General features: G+C 41.6%; 25 protein-coding genes. 17 read left to right on the top strand and 8 right to left on the bottom strand.

Annotated features, from left to right (window positions below; genetic code table 11):
• Positions 1–86: 86 nt before the first annotated feature.
• Positions 87–308 (top strand): hypothetical protein, encoded by a 222-nt coding sequence (locus NOS7107_RS25130; RefSeq protein ID WP_015115753.1) that lies wholly within the window; start codon positions 87–89, stop codon positions 306–308.
• A 177-nt stretch (positions 309–485) separates the two neighbouring features.
• A complete protein-coding gene (locus NOS7107_RS25125) occupies positions 486–1,685 on the top strand; it encodes an argininosuccinate synthase (RefSeq protein ID WP_015115752.1) in 1,200 nt (399 codons plus the stop codon).
• A gap of 285 nt (positions 1,686–1,970) precedes the next feature.
• Here NOS7107_RS25125 and NOS7107_RS25120 read toward each other — a convergent pair whose 3' ends face one another.
• Positions 1,971–2,534, bottom strand: coding sequence for a DUF1963 domain-containing protein (locus NOS7107_RS25120; protein ID WP_216594391.1), 564 nt, complete (start codon positions 2,532–2,534; stop codon positions 1,971–1,973).
• A 453-nt stretch (positions 2,535–2,987) separates the two neighbouring features.
• Between NOS7107_RS25120 and NOS7107_RS25115 the strand changes: the two genes are divergently transcribed.
• Entirely contained in the window at positions 2,988–4,706 is a 1,719-nt protein-coding gene (locus NOS7107_RS25115) for a diflavin flavoprotein (RefSeq protein WP_015115750.1), read from the top strand.
• Between the two features lie 250 nt (positions 4,707–4,956).
• On the top strand, positions 4,957–6,669 hold the full coding sequence (locus tag NOS7107_RS25110) for a diflavin flavoprotein (RefSeq protein WP_044501135.1): 1,713 nt from the start codon (positions 4,957–4,959) through the stop codon (positions 6,667–6,669).
• A 56-nt stretch (positions 6,670–6,725) separates the two neighbouring features.
• On the opposite strand, the gene NOS7107_RS29775 is transcribed toward NOS7107_RS25110, so the two are convergent.
• Positions 6,726–6,848, bottom strand: coding sequence for a hypothetical protein (locus NOS7107_RS29775; protein WP_301280986.1), 123 nt, complete (start codon positions 6,846–6,848; stop codon positions 6,726–6,728).
• A gap of 61 nt (positions 6,849–6,909) precedes the next feature.
• Here NOS7107_RS29775 and NOS7107_RS25105 point away from each other — a divergent pair, with 61 nt between their 5' ends.
• Both NOS7107_RS25105 and NOS7107_RS25100 read left to right on the top strand, forming a co-directional pair.
• The gene (locus NOS7107_RS25105) at positions 6,910–7,203 is read left to right on the top strand and encodes a hypothetical protein (RefSeq protein WP_015115748.1); all 294 of its coding nucleotides are present in this window, start codon (positions 6,910–6,912) and stop codon (positions 7,201–7,203) included.
• 112 nt (positions 7,204–7,315) lie between these two features.
• Positions 7,316–7,771 carry a hypothetical protein gene (locus tag NOS7107_RS25100; RefSeq protein WP_015115747.1) on the top strand — a complete coding sequence of 152 codons (456 nt, stop codon included), beginning with the start codon at positions 7,316–7,318 and terminating at the stop codon, positions 7,769–7,771.
• 247 nt (positions 7,772–8,018) lie between these two features.
• On the opposite strand, the gene NOS7107_RS29770 is transcribed toward NOS7107_RS25100, so the two are convergent.
• Both NOS7107_RS29770 and NOS7107_RS25095 read right to left on the bottom strand, forming a co-directional pair.
• Entirely contained in the window at positions 8,019–8,147 is a 129-nt protein-coding gene (locus tag NOS7107_RS29770; protein ID WP_015115746.1) for a hypothetical protein, read from the bottom strand.
• Positions 8,148–8,433: 286 nt separating this feature from the next.
• Positions 8,434–10,209 carry a WD40 repeat domain-containing protein gene (locus tag NOS7107_RS25095; protein ID WP_044501133.1) on the bottom strand — a complete coding sequence of 592 codons (1,776 nt, stop codon included), beginning with the start codon at positions 10,207–10,209 and terminating at the stop codon, positions 8,434–8,436.
• An 848-nt stretch (positions 10,210–11,057) separates the two neighbouring features.
• Between NOS7107_RS25095 and NOS7107_RS25090 the strand changes: the two genes are divergently transcribed.
• The 3 genes from NOS7107_RS25090 to NOS7107_RS25080 all read left to right on the top strand — a co-directional run bounded on the left by NOS7107_RS25090 (position 11,058) and on the right by NOS7107_RS25080 (position 14,606).
• On the top strand, positions 11,058–11,756 hold the full coding sequence (locus NOS7107_RS25090) for an SDR family oxidoreductase (protein WP_015115744.1): 699 nt from the start codon (positions 11,058–11,060) through the stop codon (positions 11,754–11,756).
• A 150-nt stretch (positions 11,757–11,906) separates the two neighbouring features.
• The gene (gene bchD / locus NOS7107_RS25085; RefSeq protein ID WP_015115743.1) at positions 11,907–13,946 is read left to right on the top strand and encodes a magnesium chelatase ATPase subunit D; all 2,040 of its coding nucleotides are present in this window, start codon (positions 11,907–11,909) and stop codon (positions 13,944–13,946) included.
• Between the two features lie 81 nt (positions 13,947–14,027).
• Positions 14,028–14,606, top strand: a complete 579-nt coding sequence (locus NOS7107_RS25080) for a Uma2 family endonuclease (RefSeq protein ID WP_015115742.1) — start codon at positions 14,028–14,030, stop codon at positions 14,604–14,606.
• Positions 14,607–14,856: 250 nt separating this feature from the next.
• On the opposite strand, the gene NOS7107_RS25075 is transcribed toward NOS7107_RS25080, so the two are convergent.
• Positions 14,857–15,642, bottom strand: a complete 786-nt coding sequence (locus tag NOS7107_RS25075) for an RNA polymerase sigma factor SigF (protein WP_015115741.1) — start codon at positions 15,640–15,642, stop codon at positions 14,857–14,859.
• A 776-nt stretch (positions 15,643–16,418) separates the two neighbouring features.
• Here NOS7107_RS25075 and NOS7107_RS25070 point away from each other — a divergent pair.
• The 8 genes from NOS7107_RS25070 to NOS7107_RS25040 all read left to right on the top strand — a co-directional run bounded on the left by NOS7107_RS25070 (position 16,419) and on the right by NOS7107_RS25040 (position 22,543).
• Positions 16,419–17,147 (top strand): Bax inhibitor-1 family protein, encoded by a 729-nt coding sequence (locus NOS7107_RS25070; protein ID WP_015115740.1) that lies wholly within the window; start codon positions 16,419–16,421, stop codon positions 17,145–17,147.
• A gap of 183 nt (positions 17,148–17,330) precedes the next feature.
• Positions 17,331–18,380, top strand: a complete 1,050-nt coding sequence (locus tag NOS7107_RS25065) for a PCRF domain-containing protein (protein ID WP_367580512.1) — start codon at positions 17,331–17,333, stop codon at positions 18,378–18,380.
• A gap of 133 nt (positions 18,381–18,513) precedes the next feature.
• Positions 18,514–19,636, top strand: a protein-coding gene (gene prfB, locus NOS7107_RS25060; protein ID WP_157374137.1) for a peptide chain release factor 2 whose coding sequence is annotated in 2 segments (ribosomal slippage) — positions 18,514–18,585 and positions 18,587–19,636 — 1,122 coding nt in all. Because the reading frame shifts where the segments join, the coding sequence is not laid out codon by codon here.
• 134 nt (positions 19,637–19,770) lie between these two features.
• Positions 19,771–19,926, top strand: a complete 156-nt coding sequence (locus tag NOS7107_RS28195; protein ID WP_015115739.1) for a DUF3285 domain-containing protein — start codon at positions 19,771–19,773, stop codon at positions 19,924–19,926.
• A gap of 42 nt (positions 19,927–19,968) precedes the next feature.
• Positions 19,969–20,475, top strand: coding sequence for an rRNA maturation RNase YbeY (gene ybeY / locus NOS7107_RS25055; RefSeq protein WP_015115738.1), 507 nt, complete (start codon positions 19,969–19,971; stop codon positions 20,473–20,475).
• Between the two features lie 138 nt (positions 20,476–20,613).
• On the top strand, positions 20,614–21,066 hold the full coding sequence (locus tag NOS7107_RS25050) for a diacylglycerol kinase family protein (protein ID WP_015115737.1): 453 nt from the start codon (positions 20,614–20,616) through the stop codon (positions 21,064–21,066).
• Positions 21,067–21,172: 106 nt separating this feature from the next.
• A complete protein-coding gene (locus NOS7107_RS25045; protein WP_015115736.1) occupies positions 21,173–21,772 on the top strand; it encodes an aminodeoxychorismate/anthranilate synthase component II in 600 nt (199 codons plus the stop codon).
• A gap of 3 nt (positions 21,773–21,775) precedes the next feature.
• The gene (locus NOS7107_RS25040) at positions 21,776–22,543 is read left to right on the top strand and encodes an MBL fold metallo-hydrolase (protein ID WP_015115735.1); all 768 of its coding nucleotides are present in this window, start codon (positions 21,776–21,778) and stop codon (positions 22,541–22,543) included.
• Between the two features lie 15 nt (positions 22,544–22,558).
• Here NOS7107_RS25040 and NOS7107_RS25035 read toward each other — a convergent pair whose 3' ends face one another.
• From NOS7107_RS25035 to NOS7107_RS25025, 3 genes are all read right to left on the bottom strand, one after another.
• A complete protein-coding gene (locus tag NOS7107_RS25035; protein WP_015115734.1) occupies positions 22,559–23,143 on the bottom strand; it encodes a YdeI family protein in 585 nt (194 codons plus the stop codon).
• Positions 23,144–23,185: 42 nt separating this feature from the next.
• Positions 23,186–24,214: an ABC transporter permease gene (locus NOS7107_RS25030; protein WP_015115733.1), complete on the bottom strand. Its 1,029-nt coding sequence runs from the start codon at positions 24,212–24,214 to the stop codon at positions 23,186–23,188.
• 116 nt (positions 24,215–24,330) lie between these two features.
• Complete coding sequence (locus NOS7107_RS25025; RefSeq protein WP_015115732.1) at positions 24,331–25,983, bottom strand: ABC transporter substrate-binding protein; 1,653 nt, start codon at positions 25,981–25,983, stop codon at positions 24,331–24,333.
• Between the last annotated feature and the right edge of the window lie 136 nt (positions 25,984–26,119).

Raw genomic sequence — 26,119 nt, 5'->3', positions numbered from 1 at the left:
TCTACTTTATCTCTATTTCTTGGGAATTTACGGGCTTTGAGGGCAAGAATACGATTTACACAGTCGAGTTTTTCACAAAGTTCATTATGAATAACACTTCTACTAACACCCAAACTTCACAGTTAATTCCTGCAACTTCCCCAGCAATTGAAAAACCTTCTGCTTGGATGCGCGATGGGTACAGTCCAACAGAAATTATTCTTGCAGCAGCAATTTTAAGTTCTTTATTAATGGGCGGAACGGCTACTGTAATTATGGCAATAGTTGAGTTAGTCAAAACTTTAGTCCAAACCAAAAAAAGAAAGTAGTCGCTTGTTAATTACCAGCGCCATAAGCTGGTGAGTTTAATCGCTGGCTTATGGATATACTTTATGTCATCGAGAATTGATATAACCATTAGGGCGATCGCACAACCTTAGACAATCTACCTGTAGTAGTCCGATATAATATTGTGTCATTCTTTGTTGTCCTAACTGGAGAAACCAATGGGTCGCGCCAAAAAGGTTGTCTTAGCATATTCAGGTGGTGTAGATACTTCTGTGTGCATTCCTTACCTCAAGCAAGAGTGGGGTGTGGAAGAGGTGATTACCCTCGCAGCAGATTTAGGCCAGGGAGATGAATTAGAGCCAATTAAAGAAAAAGCTCTCAAGTCGGGTGCTAGTGAGTCTCTGGTAATTGATGTCAAAGACAGCTTTGTTAAAGATTACGCTTTCCCGGCGATTCAAGCTAACGCCCTTTACGAAAATCGTTATCCTCTGGGAACGGCGCTGGCTCGTCCCTTGATTGCCAAAATATTAGTAGAAGCAGCCGAAAAATATGGTGCTGATGCGATCGCACATGGTTGTACTGGTAAGGGTAATGATCAGGTACGCTTTGACGTTTCCTGTGCTGCCTTAAATCCCAGCCTCAAAATTTTAGCACCCGCGCGGGAATGGGGGATGAGCCGTGAGGAAACCATTGCATACGGTGAAAAGTGCGGTATTCCTGCACCTGTGAAAAAGTCTTCGCCTTACAGTATTGATAAAAACTTGCTCGGTCGCAGTATTGAAGCGGGTGTGTTGGAAGATCCAGCCGCAGAACCCCCAGAAGAAATTTATCAGATGACAAAGGCGATCGCTGATACTCCCAATGAGCCAGAATATATCGAGATTGGCTTTACTAAAGGTATACCCACAACCGTCAACGGTACAGCCAAAAACCCTGTTGAATTAATTGAAACACTCAACGAGTTAGCTGGCAATCATGGCATTGGTCGCATTGACATGATTGAAAACCGCTTGGTGGGTATCAAATCACGGGAAATCTACGAATCACCAGCGATGTTGGTGCTAATTCAAGCCCACCGTGATTTAGAAAGCCTCACCTTAACCGCAGATGTCACCCACTACAAGCGCGGTATCGAAGACACTTATACCAAATTGGTCTATAACGGTTTGTGGTACAGTCCCCTAAAAGCCGCTTTGGATGCTTTCATTCACCAAACACAAGAACGCGTTTCGGGAACTGTGCGGCTGAAACTTTTCAAAGGTAACGCCACTATAGTTGGTCGTTGGAGTGACAACACCCTATACACCCCCGACTTAGCCACCTACGGCGCAGAAGACCAATTTGACCACAAAGCCGCCGAAGGCTTTATCTACGTTTGGGGTCTTCCCACACGTATTTGGGCGCAACAAGATAGATAAACTTTATTCTCTAACAGGATTTCGATCCCCCCTGACCCCCCTTAAAAAGGGGGGAAGTTTTCTTCAAGTCCCCCTTTTTAAGGGGAGCCACTGCGTTGGGCGGGTTCCCCGACTTGTTCGCGTAGCGTCTCCGATTAGGAGAAGCAAGTGGCGTGGATTTAGGGGGATCTAATGACAGGATGATATTTCAAACATCCTGTCATTCAGTCTTTCACTTTACATCTTGCACCCAGCGCTATTCATATATACATATAAATACTTGGCTGTATTCGGAAAAATAGCTATTTAGTAGCATTGCCAAAGAAACTTCGCCTGTTGTTGGCATACTGAACACACAAAGGCGTATCCAGAACCCATATCACCAAACTCGAATGCGGTACTGGGTTCCAACTGAACTACAAACTTCATCCTAGCTCCACAACTACAAATCGGAGTTTCATCATCTTGAATCCACAGAGGTTCACCACCAATTTTGCCGCATATTTGATATTGAAATTGGTTCAAAATATCACAATAAGTGTCTGCCGAATCGTCACACTCATCCAGTGTTAACAAAATTTCTTCTGAAAGAAACTCTTCTTGATCACAAGGTGGTTCAAGACTTATCAGGTTAGTTTTAGAAACTAGTATTGCTGCATTACCTCCCAAATCAGCATCCCATTCATCACACATTCCAGGGTTATTACTACACATAAATAGAAGGAGTAGCTGTTTGCGATCGCAAATCCCTTTTATGATCGTTGCTTCTAAGTCAATCTGACCAAGAAACTGCATCCACGCACCACATACACGACAACTCACCCATTCAGTATTTAAAGGCGCAAAGGGTTTCCCACTGATCTTTGTCAACTGATGAAGGGGAGCTGGATTAGATTCCCGCATTAACAAAGCCATTATTTTCTCTGTCTCAAAGTTAGCTAGAAATTAAATATTAACAACCGAGAGTAAGTAGATGTTTTAAAAGTAAATCCGAAATTATCAGTACAACATATTCTGATTTCAAACACATCGGTGTTGAAATCTATGCTTTTTGTTACGGAAATATGGTTAAAAAAATAAGTTATGTATGATATGTTAGGGATTTTAAATTATGCCAATAAATATTAACATTTAAAACGTGATACCCTGACTGTGACTGATTTACAAGGAAAATTTCTGAGTTAAAAATAATGCTGAAAAACAGCAATAATTGATACAACTGGCAATTTGAGAAAACTAGTCTTCATTACAACTTTAAAAATGATTTAGTCGCACAATGGGGGCAGAGAAAGATTAATAAATATTTGCGCTCGGAGACGAATAATGGTAGCGATCGCAGAAAATGTTCAGCATCGGCTTACTGTCCAAACTGTAGAAATTGCCCCAAACACCACGGCGATTCGCTGTCTTGACTGGGATCGCGATCGCTTCGATATCGAATTCGGATTGCAAAACGGTACAACTTACAATTCCTATTTAATTCGGGGCGAACAAACAGTTTTAATTGATACTTCTCACCAGAAGTTTCGCCAACTGTATTTAGACACCCTCAAAAGTATCGTCAACCCCAAGACTATTGATTACATTATTGTCAGCCACACAGAGCCAGACCACAGCGGCTTGGTGGAAGATGTATTGCAATTAGCACCGCGAGCCACGGTTTTAGCTTCTAAAATTGCCCTACAATTTTTGGAAGGTTTGGTACATGAACCCTTTTCCAAGCGGATTGTCAAAAGTGGCGATCGCATTGATATTGGCAAAGGTCACGAAATAGAATTCGTGAGTGCGCCTAATTTACACTGGCCTGACACCATCTTTAGTTTTGATCGCAAAACCCAAACCATCTATACTTGCGATGCTTTTGGGATGCACTTTTGTGACGATCGCACCTTTGATGAAGATTTAGAAGCGATCGAAGCTGACTTTAGGTTTTATTATGACTGTCTCATGGGGCCAAACGCGCGATCGCTATTGAATGCGATGAAGCGGATGGGCGAACTCGGCAAGATTAAAATCATCGCAAATGGTCACGGGCCTTTACTTTATCATCATCTAGATATCCTCACCGAGTGTTACCACAACTGGAGCCAAAGACAAGCCACAGCCTTAACCACCGTTGGCTTATTCTACGCTTCTGATTATGGTTATAGCGATCGCCTTGGTCAAGCCATTTCTGAAGGGATTCAAAAAACTGGCCTTGGTGTAGAAATGCTAGACATCAGCACCGCCGAAGCCCAAGAAATTCAAGAACTCGCAGGTAGAGCCGCAGGTATTATCATTGGGATGCCTCCTTCTACCTCTGTTGCAGCGCAAGCTGGCATTAGTTCTTTAATTTCCGTTGCTAAAGACAAACAATTCTTTGGCTTGTTTGAATGCTTTGGTGGCGATGATGAACCAGTCGATACCCTACGCCGGAAATTTCTCGACTCCGGTGTGAAAGAAGCCTTCCCTGCCATTCGGATTAAAGAAGCTCCCACTGCATCTACATATCAATTGTGTGCTGAAGCCGGCACAGATTTAGGACAAGCCGTCACCCGTGAACGTAACATCAAGCAAATCAAAGCCCTTGATGTGAACATGGAAAAAGCCCTAGGACGGATTAGCAACGGCTTGTATATTGTCACCACCAAAAAAGGTGATGTCAGCAGTGCAATGTTGGCTTCTTGGGTGAGTCAAGCCAGCTTGCAACCGTTAGGATTTACAATTGCCGTTGCCAAAGACCGCGCCATTGATGCTTTGATGCAAATAGGCGATCGCTTTGTGCTAAACGTCTTAGAAGAAGGTAACTATCAAGAACTGAAAAAGCAATTCCTCAAGCGTTTACATCCCGGTGCTGATAGATTTGCAGGTGTGAAAACCCAAACCGCTAAAAATGGTTCACCCATTTTGACAGATGCGCTGGCATACATGGAATGTGAAGTGCAAAGCAGCTTGGAATGCAGCGACCATTGGATTTTATATTGTACCGTCCAAGACGGTCGTGTTTCCAAACCCGATGGCTTAACCGCAGTTCGCCATCGCAAAGTAGGTAACTACTACTAAAGAAGGCAGGAGGTAGGAGGCAGGAGGACGACACTTTGCTCAAGTCGGGGAACCAGCCCACGCAAGTGTCTCCAGAAGGTAGAAGTGAAGTGATTTCTTTCACCCCTGCACCCATGCCCCCTTGCACCCCTGCATCCCCATCCTGCCAATATTTAACAAATCTATGCAATCTTCCAATTCATTCACTCGCTTTATTCAATCCGTTAAAGCTCGGTTTTTCCCCTTTTTATCTCCACATCACCCAACACCTATGAGCAATTCCAAACCCCGTGACGTACAAGTTTTTCCCATTGCGACAAATACCAGAGTTCTCAGAGCGCGTAGTCAGTCACGTTTGCGGTTTGAAATTGAATACGCATTAGAAAGAGGGACAACCTCTAATTGCTATGTCCTGGAAGGTGATAAAACTGCAATTATTGACCCACCTGCTGATACCTTTACCACAATTTTTTTGGAAGCGTTACAGCAGACCATCCATTTGAAAAAATTAGATTACGTTATTCTGGGACATTTTAGCCCCAACCGAGTGGGAACCCTCAAAGCATTGCTGGAAGCGGCTCCTCAAATTACCTTTGTTTGTTCGCTACCTGGTTCGGCTAATTTAAAGGCGGCTTTTCCAGATGACAATTTAAATATTTTGGTGATGCGGGGGAAAGAAAACCTAGATTTAGGGAAAGGTCATGTATTGAAATTCTTTCCTACTCCCAACCCCCGATGGCCGGAAAGTCTTTGCACCTACGACCAGCAAACGCAAATTTTGTTCACTGATAAACTTTTCGGCGCACATATCTGCGGTGATGAAGTCTTTGATGACAACTGGGAACAAATCAAAGAAGACCAACGCTACTATTACAACTGTTTGATGGCTCCCCAGGCGCAGCACGTCGAAGCAGCCTTAGAAAAAATTTCCGATTTCCAAGTGAGAATGTATGCGGTTGGTCACGGGCCGATAGTCCGCACTAGCTTAATTGAACTGACCCAAGCTTACGCAGACTGGAGTCGTTCTCAAAGAGATAGAGAAATTTCTGTTGCTTTACTATACGCCTCAGCTTACGGCAATACCGCTACATTAGCACGGGCGATCGCTCTGGGATTAACTAAGGGCGGCGTGGAAGTTCAATCCATCAACTGCGAATTTGCCAGTTCGGAAGAAATTCAAGCCGCCGTAGAAACATCCGACGGTTTCCTTATCGGTTCGCCTACCATCGGCGGTCATGCACCAACACCGATTCACAGTGCTTTGGGGATTGTGCTGAAAGTTGGTGATAATAACAAAGTTGCCGGTGTCTTCGGTTCCTACGGCTGGAGTGGTGAAGCCGTGGAAATGATTGAAGGTAAATTGCGTGATGCTGGCTATCGTCTTGGTTTTGAAACTTTGAAAGTTAAATTCAAACCCGACGATGTTACCCTCAAGTTTTGCGAAGAACTCGGTACAGACTTCGCCCAAAACCTCAAAAAAGCCAGAAAAGTTCGCGTACCACAACAAGCTGCAACCCCTGTAGAACAAGCTGTAGGTCGCATCGTCGGTTCAGTTTGTGTAATCACCGCCAAGCAAGGTGATGTTTCTACCGGGATGTTGGGCGCTTGGGTATCACAAGCCACCTTTAACCCTCCTGGTTTAACTGTAGCGATCGCCAAAGAACGCGCCATAGAATCTCTCATGTATCCTGGCGGTAAGTTTGCCTTAAATATTTTGGCAGAAGGCAATCAACAAGAATACATGAAGCATTTCCGCAAGAATTTTGCCCCCGGTGAAGACAGATTTGCCATTTTCGGCACTACTCCTGCTGATAATGGCTCTCCAGTTCTGACCGATGCTCTCGCCTACGTCGAATGCTCTGTTGAGCAACGTATGGAATGTGGCGACCACTGGGTAGTTTATGCCACTGTTGACAACGGTAAATTAATCAAGCCTGATGCAGTGACAGCAATTAATCATCGCAAAACAGGTACTTATTACTAACAAATTTCCCTTTCCCTACCGCCCTGCGGATATTACAACCAAAGCCAGTGCTGAAATTATTCTGGACAGCACTGGCTCTTTTTTGTCTCACACAGAGACGCAGAGGCGCGGAGAGGAGAGAGAATAGCTAGTAGGTTGGGTGAAGCGATCGCACAACTCCACTTTGATAAGCTTGGCATTGTTAAGTTACACTGAGTTTCATCCAACCTACATTTATTTATTTTACTAAGTGTGGGAAATATGGAATTTCTAGCTGATATCGAAGTTGAAGTGGAGTTTGTTATTCAGCATTCTCGTAATTTGCGGAATATCGTAGTCAAGCACTTTGAGTTACCGGGAGTGAATTTTAGAGTAACTCCAGATTCGACAATTGGCGGTTGTTTAATCGAAGCACTCGATATCCCACCAAGAGCTAATCGTCCAGATGGTAAACCTCGCTATGATTTGTTAAACTTCCGACTGACGACAAAGTTAGACTGTTCTAATTTTAAAAGTGGGCAGAAAGTTTTGGTTGAAAAGCTGCAATTTTATTAATTTTGGTACGGTTGGCAGCGATCGCACAACTCAACTTTGATAAGCTTGCCATTGTTGGGTTACACTACAGAGTTTTTAGCCAGATATTTAATCTGAGTCGGAAATCAGGTCAATGATTCCTACAAAATATAAAAGTAAACTTTCACGTTTAATGTCTTATCCTATTAGTGCAAAAATATTATCAGAAGCACTATCAGATACACCTCAATTCGACCACCTTAGCGTTGCTTTTTCTGATTACTGCCAAGAACCAGCTAAGATTAAAAATCCTGCGAAAATTTTGAGTATTAACTATTCATATTCCTTAGTTAGCTTGACCAGTTCTAATAAAGCAATAGAGTATGGTTGGTATGAACCAAAATGGTCAATTACTGTTTATCCAGTACCGCGAACTTGTGTGAGTTTGGTAAAAATCCAGTTGATAGAAACAGGATTAACAAAAATGAAGCAATGGTTACATCAGTATCAGGATGCTACGGGCAAAGTTGGTGGATGTAGATTACAGTTCTTCTATGATTTGGAAACAAATTTGCTGAGTTTTAGTGAATATGAAAAGCTCTCAGGTTAAAGGAATATTGTGTTGTATTAGCCTAATACGAGAAATCTAAAAAGCTAGTAAGTTAGGTGAATTGAGAGTATAAACCAACATTTAAAAAGATTAGATTGAAAGCTGCGATCTCTACATAATTTAATTATGTATTTAATCTTAATATAAGTAAATTATCCAAAATTATGACGTTGACATTTCGTGGCATTGTTGGGTTACACTTCGTTTCACCCAACCTAAATTGGTTTTACTAACAATTGGCTTGTACTTAGCTTTCATAAACAACAGTTGGCTGTCCTGTGATGTTTGCTAAACTATGACTAATTGATGTCACGATCGCAAAAGCTTTTTCTTCTGTTAGAATACCTGATTCAAAAACAACATGAATGCCGTGCATTTCATAGGAAAATGATATTTCACAGCCACAAACTTCAAGATAGCAAACATCTCGCCCCTCAATTATTTTTGATGGATAGTCAAGTGGTTGATATATCTCGTAACCAACATTTTCAGGGAAAATAAACCATCCACCAGCCTGTGGCTAAATATTAAATTCAAGCATATAGGAGTATGATTTGATTTTTGAAAAAATATCAGTAAGGGCGTAGGCTTCGCCCTTACCTGTAGGGAATAGGAAGCTAGTACATTAGCTGGCGTGATAGCGATAAAATCCATTGTAATTATTAACTACGCTGCCAGATTTTAATGGTTTTATCTAAGCTGGCGCTGACTAACATATCACCGGAAGTTGTGAAGGCTAAGGCTGTAACTATATTGCTATGTCCGGTAAATGTGCCAAGTAATTCTCCTGTGTTGAAATGCCATAGTTTAATGGTTTTATCTGCACTCCCGCTGGCGATGATTTGCTCGTCTGGACTGAGGGCGATCGCATATACTCGATCAGTATGTCCTTTAAGGGTACGAATTAATCTCCCTGTCTCTAAATGCCAGATTTTGATTGTCTGATCCCAACTACCACTAATTAGCCACTCGCCATCCGCACTGATGGTTAAAGAACGCACAATGTGAGAATGTCCGGTTAAACTATGCAGTGGTTCGATTTCTTGCAGGGCGTTACATTCTGAAAGTTGGGCTGTTTTCCAGACTTTGATTTTGCGGTAACTACCAGTTACCAGGGTTTTGCCGTCTGGACTCAAAGCAAGAGAGTGAGCAGCTGTATCATCTAAAGATAGAGCGATCGCTACCTGACGATACATTAAATCCCAAAACAGTACTTTTCGATCATCTCCACCAGTCGCTACCATTCGCCCATCGGGGGTAAAGGCGGTACAGCGTACCACGCCATTATGTTTGTGCAGAATATCGATTAATTCTGGTGCGCCAACATGCCAAATTTTTACTGTGGAGTCTGCGCCAACACTGACTAATGTATGACCATCGGGACTGAAAGATATAGAATTCACATCATCGACTAACCTTGATGCTATCCAAGGAGATTCAGATAATGTATCAATTAATTCACCTTTGCTTAAATCCCATAATCTTGTTTCGCCGCGACTCCCACTAGCTAAAATTGGCATAACATTGCCATTGTGACAGCGAGAAGTAAAATCAAGGCAATGAATACCTTTTGTATGACCTTTTAATGTTTGCCAACATTCCCAATCACCAATGATTTCCTTTTGGGGATGATCTGATGAAACAATTTGAATGTTTTCGGCGATCGCTTGCTCTTCAACTGTCGGCAATATATCTTTTTTAGTAGTCTTCTTTGCTGTTAATGACTCTAAATACCAACTTAATCCCCCTGCATATAACAAGTTACTAGGAGTAACATAAGATTTAGTTTCTGTAAATTCCAGTTGATAACTCGGCAAAAAACCAGCAATTACAGCGTGCTTCTCATAGCCTAATTTGCCAGTAGATGGATAAAACAGACACAAGAAAATTAATACTTGGTGGTTGAGTAAATCATCTTGCGTAACTGACCACCTAATTTTATCTTTCTTGATACCGTTAAAACTTTCTCCATCGGCGGCATAAACTAAAACACTCTGTTTGGGATTATCAGCCAAGAAGTATGTAAATTTACTTTCACCACGTAAATTACCTTCATCGTCTAACACCATATTTTGGATAGTGTCTTGAGGCAACTTTTTCACTAATTTACCTAACCGTTCCGCCATCACTTGTTCAACAATTTGCTCTCGCAAAATATAATCTTCTGCTTGTTGTTGAAAGTGTTTGGGGTAAGGAATCACCCAATCAGGCGGTTCGGGATATTCTGGCGGGATAGGCGGCGGATTCTTGGCAAGAATTTCGCTTTGTTGGCGCGAAAATTCTTGAATTTTTGCCAATGAATCACCCCAAAATGCCATAATTTCGCTGTGACAACCTTTAACTTGACTATCTAATAAAGACAAGTCGTAAGTTTTAGGTTTTTTCACACGTTGAAGGAAATCAGCTTGCTGGGCTTTGAGTAAGCTAATCCAATCCATTTGCATTCCAACGGCACAATGTTGCATACCTACGGTAAGCTATACCAACGCAATGACTCAAGTTTATAACTTCTAGTAAAATAAAAATTCGGTAATCTTCGCAGTCTAACAGAACACATTTATGGATATGTATCTGTAAAATTCAGTGTGAGAACATCACTCAAGTCTAGTCACAATGATCTAATTGATACCAATCTGGGATCAGCAAGCTGCTTGGGGATTTTCTAGAGAAACTTCTAGTTAAGACTTTTCTCCGACAATCTCAAATCAGCACTTGGTATGAGTTAGATAGAATTAAATGATGTCAAATAATTCTATCGAAACTAGAGAATAAGATACTGTTTCTAGGAAACAGTAATCTTGATCAAGACGAGTATGATTTAAACAGAACTTGCAAGTTATTAGCATGGGTACTCAAAATCAGGCTGACAATAAATTTTTTTGCTAAATTATCGAAATTATGCTCTCAAAGTTGTAGAAATATTCTCCCTAATTGTGTGTACTAAAAAAACGCAAAAATGCGTGATGCAATAGATATTTATAAAATAGAATGATGATTGCGATCGCTTGATTCTAGCTGTTTAAATTTTTTTCTGTAAATCAAATTCTTCATGGCTTACTATTGTTTCTAAATTAGCTATTCTTTGCTCTAATAGTTCTAATTGCTGTGTTTGTAAATAAGCCGCCTTTGATTTCTTATCATCAGCACGCCATATAGCAATTGTCCCGGCTTACGTTATTTTTGCGTAAGTCCTGTATATTTCTTGATCACCCAATGCTTATTAAAAAATGTTCATCCTCTGATAAAATCCCTGAAGCGAAAGTAATTACTAGTTCAGCAATTAATCATGACAAGTGAATCATACATTTTTCTGGCTGGGGCAAGTCGTGGTGTTGGTAGAGAAATTGCCAACTGTTTAACAGCACAACAACACCAAGTCAAAGCACTTTTGAGAAATGAATCTGCTGCGGCTGAATTACAAGCAATGGGTGTGAAGACAGTTTTGGGTGATGCGTTGCATATTAATGATGTAGAAGCAGCTATGATTACCAATGAACCCATCCATACTGTAATTAGTACTATCGGCGGTTTACCCACAGACGCAGAAAAACCAGATTACCTGGCTAATAAAAATCTCATCGATGCTGCAATCAAAGCCAGAGTCCAAAAATTTGTTCTAGTGACTTCCATTGGTACTGGTAATAGTATTGGTGCATTATCTCCCCAAGCGTTAGCTGCACTGCAATCAGTTTTAGTCGAAAAAGACAAAGCCGAACAATATTTAATTGCCAGTGGACTCACCTATACTATTATTCGTCCAGGTGGACTGAAAACAGAACCAGCCACAGGCAATGGTATTTTAACCGAAGACACACGTATTGTTGGCAGTATCCATCGTGCCGATGTGGCGCAATTAGTTTGTCTTTGTTTAAATAGCGATGCCTACGGCGGGCTGCGCCAACGCTCTAATCATAAAATTTTGTCAGCAGTAGACAAAAATATGCTATTCGGACAAATAGAATTCACTCCATTTAGTTTAGATTAGCAAGTAGGCAAGATAGTGCCAGAAATTGATATGCTAAAAACCGAGACCAGTCAAGCAGAGCAGAAATAATATTAAAAAATCTTACCTCCTACCTCCTGCCTCCTGCCTACTGCCTCCTGCCTACTGCCTTCATCATCATTTTTGTAAACAATGCCTGCGCCTACTATCACTCCCAGCGTCGCCTCCTTTCCCTTGACTGCCGTAGTCGGTCAAGAAGCGATAAAATTAGCCTTGCTGTTAGCAGCGGTCGATCCTGGTTTGGGGGGAGTGGCGATCGCAGGTCGTCGCGGTACGGCAAAATCTGTTATGGCGCGTGCTATCCACGCCCTCATCCCCCCAATTGAAGTTGTTCCAGGTTCCATTAGCAACTGCGATCCCACCCGCCCCGATGAATGGGATAACCTATTATTGGCAGAGTACGCCGAAAAAGATATTCAGGATGTCCCGACACAAATCATCCCCGCGCCTTTTGTGCAGATTCCCCTTGGTGTGACAGAAGACCGACTTTTAGGTTCTGTGGATGTGGAACAGTCGGTTAAGCAAGGAGATACAATTTTTCAGCCGGGGTTACTCGCCTCTGCTCACCGGGGTGTACTGTACGTAGATGAAATCAATTTATTAGATGAGCAAATCTCCAATCAACTTTTAACAGTATTATCCGAAGGTCGCAACCAAATTGAGCGCGAAGGGATTAGTTTTCAGCACCCTTGCAGAGCGTTATTTATTGCTACGTACAACCCCGAAGAAGGCGCACTGAGAGAACATTTACTAGATAGAATTGCGATCGCCCTGTCTGCTGATGGTGTACTCGGTCTAGATCAACGAGTAGAAGCAGTAGAAGCTGCGATCGCTTTTTCCAAATCTCCCCAAGAATTTCTTCAGCAGTACAACGAAGACCTCGACGGACTCAAAACTCAAATTCTCTTGGCGCGGGAATGGTTAAAGGAAGTCACCATCACCCACGACCAAATTGCTTACTTGGTAAATGAAGCAATTCGCGGTGTTGTCCAAGGTCATCGCGCCGAGTTATTTGCTGTGCGTGTCGCCAAAGCCGCCGCTGCCTTAGAAGGACGCACCACCGTCAACGCCGAAGATTTACGTCGGGCTGTCGAACTGGTAATTGTACCACGGGCAACTGTAGTTCAAACCCCACCCCCCGACCAACCACCACCACCTCCGCCCCCACCACCACAAAGTCAAGACGAATCGGAACAAGAACAACAGGAAGAAGAGGAAAACGACAAAGAAGAAGACCAACCAGAAGAACCAGAAAACCAAGAACCACCCAGTATCCCGGAAGAATTTATCTTTGACCCGGAAGGTGTAATTCTCGATGAAAGCGTGCTGTACTTTGCTCAAATGTCCCAACGTCAAGGCAAATCTGGTAGTCGCAGCATCATCTTCTCCGAAGACCGGGGACGTTACGTCAAGCCGATGTTACCCAAGGGGAAAGTCCGGCGCATTGCCGTAGATGCGACTCTGAGAGCCGCCGCACCCTACCAAAAAGCCCGGCGTGAAAGACAGCCAAACAAAAAGGTAATTGTTGAACAAGGTGATATTCGCTCCAAACGCTTGGTACGTAAAGCCGGGGCGTTGGTAGTATTTGTAGTAGATGCCTCTGGTTCAATGGCACTTAACCGGATGCAGTCAGCGAAAGGCGCAGTCATGCAACTGTTGACAGAAGCTTATCAAAACCGCGACCAAGTAGCTTTGATTCCCTTCCGGGGAGAACAAGCGGAAGTTTTATTACCCCCAACTCGTTCTATTGCTTTAGCCAAAAACCGTTTAGAAAGATTACCTTGTGGCGGTGGTTCGCCCTTAGCACATGGTTTAACTCAAGCTGTGCGCGTCGGTTTAAATGCTCGGATGAGTGGTGATATTGGGCAAGTTGTAGTTGTTGCAATTACTGATGGAAGGGGGAATATTCCCCTAGCGCGTTCTTTAGGTGAACCTCAAGAACCAGGAGAAAAGCCGGATATTAAAGGTGAATTATTAGAAATTGCTGGCAGATTTCGGGCTTTAGGAATGCAGCTATTAGTAATTGATACGGAAAGTAAATTTGTTTCTACAGGATTTGCCAAAGAATTAGCCCAAACAGCCGGCGGTAAATATTATCATTTGCCGAAAGCCACAGATAAAGCCATTGCTGCCATGACCAGAGGTGCGATCGCTGATCTAAAATCACGGTAGTTAGTCATTGCTTCAGAAAGCATAAATACAGGAGGATGAAACATCAAATTTCATACTTCATACTTCACACTTCATACTTTTATGGTTCAGTCTTCTAATCAACGTTTAACTGTGGAAGAGTTTCTAGCACTTCCCGAAGGTGATATTACATACGAACTTGTTGATGGTGAAGCTGTTCCTAAATACAAAGACGATGAAATGTCACCAAAATTTTTTCATGGTGCGACGACTGGCGCTTTATTTATAATATTGTCTCTATGGGCAGAGAAAAAAGGTCGGGTTGTAGTTGAGTGGGCAATCAAATTAACCCGCAATCAACAAGATTGGATACCTGTTCCTGATTTGACTTATATTTCTTACAACCGTCTTGCTGCTGATTGGTTGCAAGATGAAGCTTGTTCGGTTGCACCCGAATTAGTGATTGAAATTATCTCACCCGGACAAACTTTTGGAGACATGGCCGAAAAAGCCACAGATTATCTCAAAGCAGGTGTTTCGCGTGTTTGGGTGGTCGATACACAAGCTAGAACTATCACTGTATTCGCCCCAGCTTCCTTACCCATAACGTATCGCCATCATCAAGTAATGACTGATGATTTATTACCAGAATTAGAAATTACCCCTAACGCTATCTTTCAACGTGCAGGCTTAAATTCCTAAAATTTATTTGAATAGTGAAGTTTTTTTGAAGACGGCACCCTGAGTATCAAGCCCATTATTACCAATATGAAGCATTCAATATAATAAGTGGTTGGGCAAGATTAAATTCATTAATTGAGCAAGAGAACTATTAACAGGAAAACAATGTTTAATTAATCTTGTCTAAGTACTTAAATCCAGAACTTGGTTTATTTATTAGAAGCGATTTGAGTTATGGCGTTTTCCTGTCAAAATTTTGTAGTATCGAACATCAAGACCCTGATGCCACTATTTGTGGTTGCAAATAATTGATCAAATCATTAATGCCCTTTTGCAAATACCGCGTTACGGTCATTGGACTAGTACCAATGTTTTTAGCTGCATCCTTGCGTGAAAGTTCTTTTAAGAAGACCATTTCTACTGCCATCCGGGGTTTGTCTTCTAGCATATTGATTGCCCCTTGGAGTTGTTGGCGTTCTTCTTCTTGTTGCTGCATCACCGCAGAACGAGGACAAGGTAGTGCTTCACCTAAAGTAATTTGGCAATCAACATAGTGAACTGCTGTAGCATCCAAACTCAAAGGCATTCGATTTTGGGCAGCTAACTTTGTTTCTTGCCATTCTTGCACAGAAACCTTCAGTACCTTAGCAATTTCTGAATCCTTGGGAGGACGACCCAAATCCAAAGCCAATTCTTTGCGAATTTTTTGCCCTTCGTTGTAGAGTTCTTGCCAACGACGAGGAATTTTTAATAGCGTACTGCGATCGCGCAAAAAATGCAGCATCTCACCACGAATATATGGCACAGCAAAGGAACTAAACGCATATCCTTGACTGGGATCAAAACGCTCAATGGCCCTAATTAAACCAAAATAACCGATTTGTTCTAAATCTTCATAAGGTTCATTACATTGATGGCTAAATTTATGAGCCATCTTCCGCACTAAGCCAGTATGTAACTGTACAAGTTGATTACGAAGTTTAATTGAGGGATTCTGGTGGTATAAGTGTAATAACTCTATCCCATCAATTCGCATAGAAGACTCAATTGCTGCCATATCAATTCCTTTGTATTAACTCCTTTTCCTGAAAAAACGGAGTTGCGTATGTGTTCTTCAAAGCTGTAATTATTTTCCTTAGACCACGCTGATTAAACCATCGTCGTTCCACTGAACTTAATTCGCCGTCATCTCCAGCATTCAGTGTTTTTACGCACGATTTTACAGACTCTGTTGTCGCTGCTGATTTTTGTTTTCTCTATAAACTTGCTTAGTTAATTAATGTTTATTTTTTGCGAATAACCCTAGCTATTTTCGTAGTTAAATGCTTGGCTTATACCCAGAGATTTAGCCCTAGGTAAGCAACAGAGAAAAACTCCACAACCTTAATTTTTGATTTAAATTAAATATCTCTCTAGAAATAAAAATAACGGCGGAAGATTAATTTTAATATTTGCTTAATAAATCGTTGATTATAAAAATTAATAAAATATCTAAACCCGAACCATATATAAATTGGCAAAAGTTAAGACCAAAAGCTAAAACCAATATCCTCAAGACTTTTTTGGCTTGAGCAACAGCAAAACCGCACCTAATATTCTCTTAATAAAAGGGTGTATTGTGTGGTTGAAGGTGTTTCTCGAAATGGTTTTTTAGTATTGCTGAATTTGAGTATTTCACCCCTACCGTGCAAAAACCATAGTGGCGCATATCTCAGACAAAATGTATTGATCAACAATCAATGCCGATTTTCCCAACAAAATACCCTAGCTGGTCAATCAAAATCTTGGTAACAATAGGAATATAAAGCACTTTTTCCAGCGAAAAACTCCAGTATGAGCAATACAAGTAACTTTCGTGAAGCCATCCGAGACGCTAAAACGCAAGCTCTCATCGGCCCTAATGTCATTGCTAATGCCCTACCTTATGTCGGTGGTGGTCTGGTTTTAACCGCATTAGGCACATACAGCGGTTTAGGCGTTATCCGTACAAACCCTGGAATTTTCTTCCCTACCTTTATTGGTGCGGTAATTCTAGAGTTGATTCTCTTTTTTGTTGCCCAAAATGTTGCAGAAAAAGGCAACAAGGGTATTGCCCTACCTTTATTGGCAACTTACAGCCTTTTATCTGGATATACTCTCAGTGGTTTAGTATTCGTCGCCTTAAGAACCCAAGGTGTAGGCATTCAAGGCATTGGTTTAGCCGCCCTCGGTTGCGGTGTCACCTTTATTGTTGCCCGTCAAGTTGGTTCAAATCTGTCTGAACAAGATGGAATGGCGTTGAACAAAACCATCAGTCTCGGTATGATAGCCTTGCTGGTTGTCTGTGCAACGCAATTTATCTTTGCTTTGTTTGGTGTTTATACCCCAACTTGGCTAGAAATCGGCATTTCTGGTTTAGGCGTGTTTCTGTTTGTCGGCGTATCCGTCGTAGATTTTTACATCTTGCCCCGTACTTACCGCAATGACCAATACCTACCTGCGGCTTTGTCGATGTACCTGACATACATCAACTTGTTTGTCTTTATCTTACGGTTACTGATTGCCATCAATGGCCGTGACTAACTAACGATAAATAGAAAAATTTAAAAAATTTTTAACCGTGGTGCAAAATTACTCGCCACGGTTTTTTATGGCTATGAGATATTACAATATGTAGTGATAACGAACCGCAAGAGAGCAAAACCATGCTAAGACTCTTGAATATCAAATACGAAGTAGAAAGATTGTCGAATATCTTAGCTAAGGCTGAGGACTGTCTTTGACCTGCAAGAACTAAGTACCAGAATTCAAAAGTTAGATCAATTAATTATTCAACCGCATTTTTGGGAACATCCAGAGCCTGCCTATCAAACACTTCAAGAAATTGAGTACATCATCTATTACAGGCAGAAACAATATCAGCAATGGTGTTCTAAATTAGAAGATATCAAAGTTGCCCTGGAATTAATTGAAATTTCAGCAGATGAGCAATTGTTACAAGAGGCACAAACTAACCTTGCTCAACTTCAGAAAGAACTCGAAACAGCCGAAATCAGACAATTACTATCTGACCCCTATGACAAAAAAGGCGCACTGCTGAGTATTGCTGCTGAGTCTCATGATGCAGAGGCTCAGAAATGGGCGTACACTTTGTTCCAGATTTACTATAACTGGGCGAAAAATCAAAATTACCACATAAATCTGATAGAAGACTCTTGTGGTGATGGTGGCATTATATTTGCTAGTTGGGAAATTACAGGGCGTTATGCCTATGGTTGTCTGAAATCAGAATTAGGAATACATCAACTCCAAAGAATATTACCTTTTGATACTAGTGGGAATTTACAGATCAGTCTGGCTAGGGTGGAAGTATTTCCCATCTTAGATGATTCCGCGGAATTTGAAATACCACAAAAGCATTTAGAAATTACTTTGCCTCGTAATCAGGGAAATAGAAACCGTGCAGAAACATGGGTGCAGGTTGTTCATCTTCCTACTGGCATTACTGTATTCTGTGATCAGCAAGGTCGTCCGATGGACTACAACAAAAAGAAAGCTTTGGCTATTCTTAAGGGTAAGTTATGGGCGATCGCATTAGCTCAAGGTGTCAACTCAATTGCTGAGATTCAACCTAAGCGAATCAAAGATTTATCCAATAACATTATCCGTGAATATATCTTGCATCCTTATACCCAGGTGAAGGATTTACGCACCAATGCAGAGACAACTGATGTCACAGATGTCTTAAACGGTGACATTAATTTATTCATCAAAGCTCATCTGCAACAAAATGTCCGAACTTCACCCAGCCAATAGCCGATTCGTTTTGTATAATTTCACAGTTACGGCAAAAGAATTTGCTCAACAACCGCTAAAATCAAAAAAACAAATAAAATCTCAAGAGCAAACTTAGAAAATTTATCCAAGTAGCTCTAAATTAGTAAGCACTATGGAAGTCTTAGAACTCAAACGCGAAATCGAAACGTTGTCTAGCCGCCTGGGTAAAACCCAGGACTATCTTTGACGTACCTGCACTGACAGCGAAAATTCACGACTTAGAACAAATATCCGCGCAGCCAGAGTTTTGGGAAAATCAACCCGAAGCCCAAAAAACCCTGCAAGAACTTAACGACCTCAAATCCCACCTGGACACTTATCACCAGTGGCGAGCCAGCTTAGAAGATACTAAAGCAGTGGTGGAATTGTTGGAGTTAGAAACCGACGAGTCATTACTGCAAGAAGCAGAATCAACTATCACGAAACTCAACCGTGATCTTGACCAGTGGGAGTTACAACAGCTACTCTCTGGCCCTTATGATGCGGAAGGGGCGGTGTTGACGATTAATGCTGGTGCAGGTGGTACAGATGCTCAAGACTGGGCGTTTATGCTGCTGCGAATGTATACCCGTTGGGCAGAAGCTCATGGTTATAAAGTAGCACTCAGTGAAGAATCTGAGGGTGATGAAGCTGGTATCAAATCAGCAACCTTAGAAATTACTGGGCGTTACGCCTATGGCTATCTGCGGTCAGAAACAGGTACACATCGCTTAGTGCGGATTTCACCTTTTAATGCTAATGGCAAACGGCAAACTAGTTTTGCTGGGGTGGAAGTCATGCCACAAATCGATAATTCTGTGCAGTTGGATATTCCAGAGAAGGATTTGGAAGTTACGACATCTAGGGCTGGTGGTAAAGGTGGACAAAACGTCAACAAAGTAGAAACAGCAGTACGCATTGTGCATTTACCTACAGGTCTGGCTGTGCGCTGTACAGAAGAGCGATCGCAGCTGCAAAATAAAGAAAAGGCTCTCGCTCGCCTCAAAGCTAAACTACTAGTTATCGCCCGTGAACAAAAGGCGCAAGAAATTGCCCAAATTCGCGGTGATATGGTGGAGGCTTCTTGGGGTAATCAAATTCGGAACTATGTATTTCATCCTTACCAGATGGTAAAGGATTTGCGTACCAATTCCGAAACAACGGCGATCGCTGATGTGATGAACGGCGACCTCGATATGTTCATCCAAGCCTATCTCCGCCAAGAAAATCAGTTAGTAGACAGTAATTCTGCTTAAGGTCAATTAACAATGGGTAATAGATGACTCTTTTACCCATTGCCTGACTCTCAAACCGAAAATAGACAGAATGGCAAGAGAACTCCCAGGAAACTGTTACATTTATATGTAAAAGAGTTTGTTACGAAATAATTATGAGTGACTCTCCTTCAACGGAACCTCAACCAAGCTACGTCAAACTTGCCATGCGGAATATGGTGCGTAAAGGCGGCACTTCCATTAAACATTTTTTGTTATCCGCTGTCGGACTTTTAGCTGTCCTAATTGGTCTTGCTTACCTAACCCGCTAAAGACCCATCAAAATTCAAAGTGCTGAGGAGCGTTTGTACTTGGTGCCAGTTGAACTAAATTTGCAAGATATTTTTTCTGAGTCTTCCCCCAAATTAGCTGTCAGTATTGAAGCTGAAACCTGGGAGAACTGGTTTCATCGCTGGTTAGAAAATCTTCAACCTCATCTACCGCCAGCGCCAAGCTATGAAATAGGGCTGCGTTTGACAGATGATGCAGAAATTCAATCATTAAATGCTCAATATCGACATCAAGATAAACCCACAGATGTTTTAGCCTTTGCTGCGCTAGAAACGGATTTCCCTTATTATGCGGAAATGCGGGATGAACCTGTGTATTTAGGTGATATCGTGATTTCAGTCAATACAGCCCAACGGCAAGCCCAACAACAAGGGCATAGTTTAGTAACAGAGTTAGCTTGGTTAGCATCTCATGGGCTTTTACACCTTTTGGGTTGGGATCATCCAGATGATGAGAGTTTAATGCAAATGCTCAAGCAGCAAGTAATAATACTGGAGACAGTTGGTATTGATATTGACATAGAATGTTAAAGATTTTTATGCCTATCAGTGTTAATTTTTAAGCATCCTCTTATAATACTCCTGTAGAAAATTGCCTGAAGTTGACTTGATGACTTCAAACAACGAAAATTCCCAGTTACCTAACTTTATTGTTCTATTTTTTAGCTTATGTCCCAACAAGTTTCTCCTCCACCACCAAACCAGTTACCAAAACTGATAACGAAGGAAAGGGAATTTTCGTGGCAAGTTGCCGCCAATTTACTTGTTAGTTTTAAGTATGCTTGGGCTGGCATCACCTACAGTTTTCAAACTCAACGCAATTTTCGCATTCATGTGAGTTTTTGCGCTTTGGCGATCGCCTTAAGCATATTCTTACATTTATCACCTGTAGAAATCGCAGTCATTGGCATCACTAGCGGCTTAGTTCTCGCACTCGAACTACTCAACACAGCAATAGAATCGTTGGTTGATTTGACAGTCAAGCAGACTTACCACGAATTGGCCAAAGTCGCCAAAGATTGCGCGGCGGGTGCTGTACTAGTCTCTGCTTTAGTGGCAATCTTAGTTGCTTGTACCCTAATACTGCCGCGATTAATAGTATTAATTATGTCAAACTTCTAAGTTGAGACATTAATTACACTCATCCATAAAAATTTCTCAACTACAAACTAAATAATTACTGACGCTGACGGCTAGAATCTGGTAATGATCACCAGGAGACTAGACCGTGATTGTAGTCATCGATAACTACGACAGTTTTACATACAATTTGGTGCAATACCTCGGAGAACTAGCAGCAGAGTTCCCTATCGCATCAGATATTCAAGTTTTTCGCAACGATAAAATCACCATCGAAGAAATTCAAGGTTTGCATCCCGACCTTGTAGTCATTTCTCCTGGGCCTGGTCGTCCAGAAGATGCGGGTATATCTTTGGATTTGATTCAACAACTTGGCCCTAGTTTGCCAATTTTAGGCGTATGCTTGGGGCATCAAAGCATTGGTCAAGTATTTGGTGGTAAAATCGTCTCTGCTCCAGAGTTAATGCACGGCAAAACTTCGCAGGTAACGCATACTAATGTAGGTGTTTTTCAAGGATTAGAAAATCCGATGACCGCCACCAGATATCATAGTTTGGTGATTGAGCGCGAAACTTGCCCGGAAGTGTTAGAAATCACTGCTTGGGTTGAAGATGGCACAATTATGGGAGTGCGCCATCGGAACTATCCTCATATCCAAGGAGTCCAGTTTCACCCAGAGAGTGTGCTAACTTCTTTAGGAAAACAGTTATTGCGAAACTTTCTGGAACAATTACAGACGAGAGAGTAATTAATGAAACGACGACAGTTGATGGGCTATGCTGGGGCGGGTTTAGTCACAGCATTAGTTACTACATTAGGTTCTCACACTGAAGCTAACGCACAATCTGGCGGTTTATCAGTTCAGTGGTTGGGTCATACTTGCTTTCTAATTTCTGGTGGTGGAGCAAAAATTCTCGCCAATCCCTTCCGCACCATTGGCTGTACTGCTGGTTATCGTGCGCCGAAACTCAGTGCAAACTTGGTCTTGATTAGCAGCCAATTACTAGATGAAGGTGCAGTAGAAGATTTACCAGGAAATCCCAAGTTAGTCTACGAACCTGGAGTTTATGAGTTTCAGGGTATTAAGTTTCAAGGAATTTCCACAGATCACGATCGCAAAGGTGGAAGACAATTCGGCAAAAATACCGCCTGGAGTTGGCAACAAGGGGGAATTAACATCCTGCATCTAGGCGGTATTGCGGCACCTATTTCTCTTGAACAAAAAATTTTGATGGGTCGTCCTGATGTTCTCTTCATCCCCGTAGGCGGTAGTGCTAAAGCCTACAATGCGGAAGAAGCGAAACAGGCAATTGATGTGTTAAATCCTAAAATAGTGATTCCGACTCACTACCGTACCCAGGCTGCTGATGCGAATGCTTGTGATATTTCACCCTTGGATGATTTTCTCAACTTGGTGCAAGGTGTCACTGTCCGTCGTAGTAATAGTGACACTATCAGCATTACCCCTAGTAAGTTGCCAGAAGATAAGGTGATTCAAGTTTTAAGCTACAAATTTTAAACTAATTACAACTCTTTATCGGCTCAATGGATTTCTGTTCTGCGCTGCTGAAGTTACGGTTTGCTCAACTCTTTTTAACCTAGTCTCTGGACGTTTTGCACTTTGAATCCAAAAAAGAATGTTTTTCTTTGCGGAATTACTAAACGCTGCAAAATTCAGGTTAGCGGAAGAGCTAGTTTCTAAAGCTTGTTGCAAATCGATTGGAATAGTCAATGCTTCGATCGCATCTAAGGAATTCCATGAGCCATCTTTTTTGGCATCAGCAATTTTAGCTAGGCCAACTTCCGTCATTAAATTTTGGGCAATTAGCTCCTCAATATATTGCTTATTTAATTTTGACCAAACACTTTTCGGTTTTCGCGGTGTAAAAATCTGCTGATAGCGGGTTTCATCTAAAGTTTTCACTTTACTGTCAATCCAACCAAAACATAAAGCTTCTTGAACTGCTTCGCTGTATCTGACGCTGGGTTGACCACTTTTGACTTTGTAATATACTAACCAGACACCAGGGTAAGTGAGATGATTTTTGGCTAACCACTCCCGCCATTGGTGGCGATCGCTCGCATAAATTGATTCTAGTTGCTCCTCAAATTTTGGCATAACCAAAAATAGGTGATTAGCTGAATTAATATTCTCCTAACATTAATAGCGAATGCGTGGGTCAACGTAAGCATTGATAATGTCAATCAAAATGCTTGCGCCAACCACAATCGCCCCAAAGAATACCAATACACCTTGGACTGTGGGGTAATCGCGATCGCTGATTGCTTGATACAAACGATTAGCTAACCCAGGCCAAGAAAATGTCACTTCAGTTAAAATTGCTCCACCCAACAAAGAAGCAAAAGTTAATCCCAACACCGTAATTACGGGAATTAAGGCATTCTTTAAGGCATGAGAGACTAAAATTTTATTTTCAGAAATACCTCTCGCTCTAGCTGCTTCTACATAGTCAGCACGTAGAGTCTGTTTTAAATTCACGCGGACAATGCGCTCAAAAATCCCACTGAGCAAAATTCCTAAAGTGAGGCTAGGGAGTGCAAGATGGTGCAAGGAAGCAAAAAACTGAGTCAAGTTCCCACTCAGTAAGCTATCAAAAGTATATAGCCCAGTAATTGGCGATGGTGGCGGTAACGTCGGTGGAAAACGGTTAGAGTTGGGAAACCAACCCAGTTGTACAGAGAAAACTAACTGCAACAACATTCCCGCCCAAAACATCGGTAAAGCGTAAGTAATAATCCCAAATAACCGCCCTCCCACGTCAAAATATGTTCCAGGACGAGAAGCAGAGAGTGTACCGACAAAAATACCAACAATCAGCGCCACAGTCATACTAAATACGGCTAACTCCACCGTTGCTGGGAAATATTGTCCGATGATATCCCAAACATTTTGTCCGCGACTTGTTAAAGAAGTTCCCAAGTCAAAACGCAGTATAATATTTCCCAAATAATTTAAATACTGTAGCCAAATAGGTAAATTTAATCCTAATTGCTTGCGTAATTCTTCCTTGGCTGCTTCTGGCGCACGTCCACCCAAAATCGCATCGGCGGGATCTCCTGGTGTCGCTCGTAATAATAAAAATACGATGGTGATAATAGTTAATAGTTGCAGCGGCGCTAGGAGCAACCGCGAAACAATGTAATATTGTAGGGCTTTTGAACGAGACATTTTTTTGAAGTCTGAATTATGAAGTCTGAAGTCTAAAAGGTAAAAGCTGAAGGGTGAAGTTTAAAGAGTAAAAAATGAAATTTTTATTTCATACTTCATACTTCACACTTCATTCCCTATTTTTTGATGGTTTTATAAATCAAATTCTGAGTAGGATCAAGTTGCACATTAGCTACACCTTTTTGGGCAAATACATAATCTTTGTTTTGCCAAAGAGGGACATAAGGTACATCATTAGCTACTTGGGTTTGAATTTGAGCAAAAATTTTCTCTCGTGCTGCGGGATTTTGTTCTTTGCGTTGTTGGTCGATGAGTTTATTCATAGTTTCGCTATAGTAAAACGAACCTTGAGTTTGACTACCGCCATCTTCACAGCCTTTAGCGTCGGAACCTTTTTGACAAGCTAAGAAAGGTTGGACGTAATTATCAGGATCTAAAAAGTCTGGATACCAATCAAGTAAAGCTGCGGGATATAAACCTTTAGAAATGTCTTTAAAGAAAGTCGGCCCTTCTACTGTGTTGACTTCTAATTGAACTATGCCATCCATTTTAGTATCAGCAAGGGATTTGAGAGTTTGTGCGGCTAAACTCCGAGTTGGTGAACTTGAAGGATACCAAACTGGAATTTTGACGGGATTTTCTTTAGAGAAACCAGCTTTAGTTAGTACTTCTTTAGCTTGATCAAATTTACCATCACCATATTTATCTTTAAATAATGGTTGGGAAACATTGAATGTAGTAGGAATCATACTGTAAAGCGGATCAGCTTGACCGTATAACACTCGCTCATTTAATAATGGACGGTCGATAATTGCGGCGATCGCTTGTCTAACTTCTGGTTGATCTAAAGGTTTTTGATTGCGGTTTAATACCAGATAACTTACCACACTACCTTGAGCCGTAATCGCTTGCCAATCTCCTTTTTTACCTCCTTCTTCCAAACTGCGAATTTGATCAGGTTGTAATGATAAATAAGCTACATCTACTGCACCTGTCCGAAAGGCGTTAAACAAGTTAACTGGACTTGTTTGAATTTGTACGTTAACGCCTTGATTCGCTGGTTTGTCTCCCCAATATTTATTAAACACATCCATCCGCAGTGAGTCTGTACCATACTGCGCTAATTTATAAGGGCCAGTACCAACAAATATATTGGGTTTAAATTTACCAGCACCAAGTTCATAAGCTTGGGGTGAAACTGCACATACTCCAGAAAACGCAAGTAGAGATGGAAATGCAGCAAAGGGTTTTTTGAGCTTGATTGTTAGCTCATTCTCACTGGTAGCGGTGACTGAAGCTACTGTATCAGCTAATAAAAAAGAAGGTTTACCTTTATTTTCAATAAATCGCTTAATACTAAACTCCATTGCTTTGCCATTGAAGGGTGTACCATCGTGGAACACTACTCCTTGGCGTAGGGGGATGGTGTAAGTTAAACCATCTGGGCTGACTTTTGGTAAACTTGTCGCCAGTTGGGGTTTAATTTCTGTACTACCTGGTTCGTAAGTGTACAGGCGATCGCTCATATTAAACACTAAACCCAAAGATGCCAACTCATAAGCATCCGCTGGGTCTAGAGTTCTCGGCTTGGCTGTTGTCCCGATAGTAATACGTCCATCCCCTCCAGGTGTATTTACAGAACCCGACGGTGTGGTATTTGCTTGTTGTCGCGTACCACAACTGATGACTAAAAATAAACACAGACAAAACAGAGATAGGAATTGGCTAACCCGACCCCACCTTCGCACGGACAAGGGAAATAACGTCATACCTTAAAATTTTCCAATCAGCGGTGAGTAATCATACTATATGTCTGGCAATAATACCCAATTTTTCCCATTGATGCAGGTTTAAGATAAGCTATCGCTACTTATTTGTGATCCAAACCATTGATGTAATTTGATA

Origin of the sequence: Nostoc sp. PCC 7107 (genome assembly GCF_000316625.1) — a bacterium.
Taxonomy (GTDB): Bacteria; Cyanobacteriota; Cyanobacteriia; order Cyanobacteriales; family Nostocaceae; genus Nostoc_B.
The sequence above is the reverse complement of the archived record's forward strand: the minus strand, read 5'-3'. Positions and strand labels throughout refer to the sequence as shown.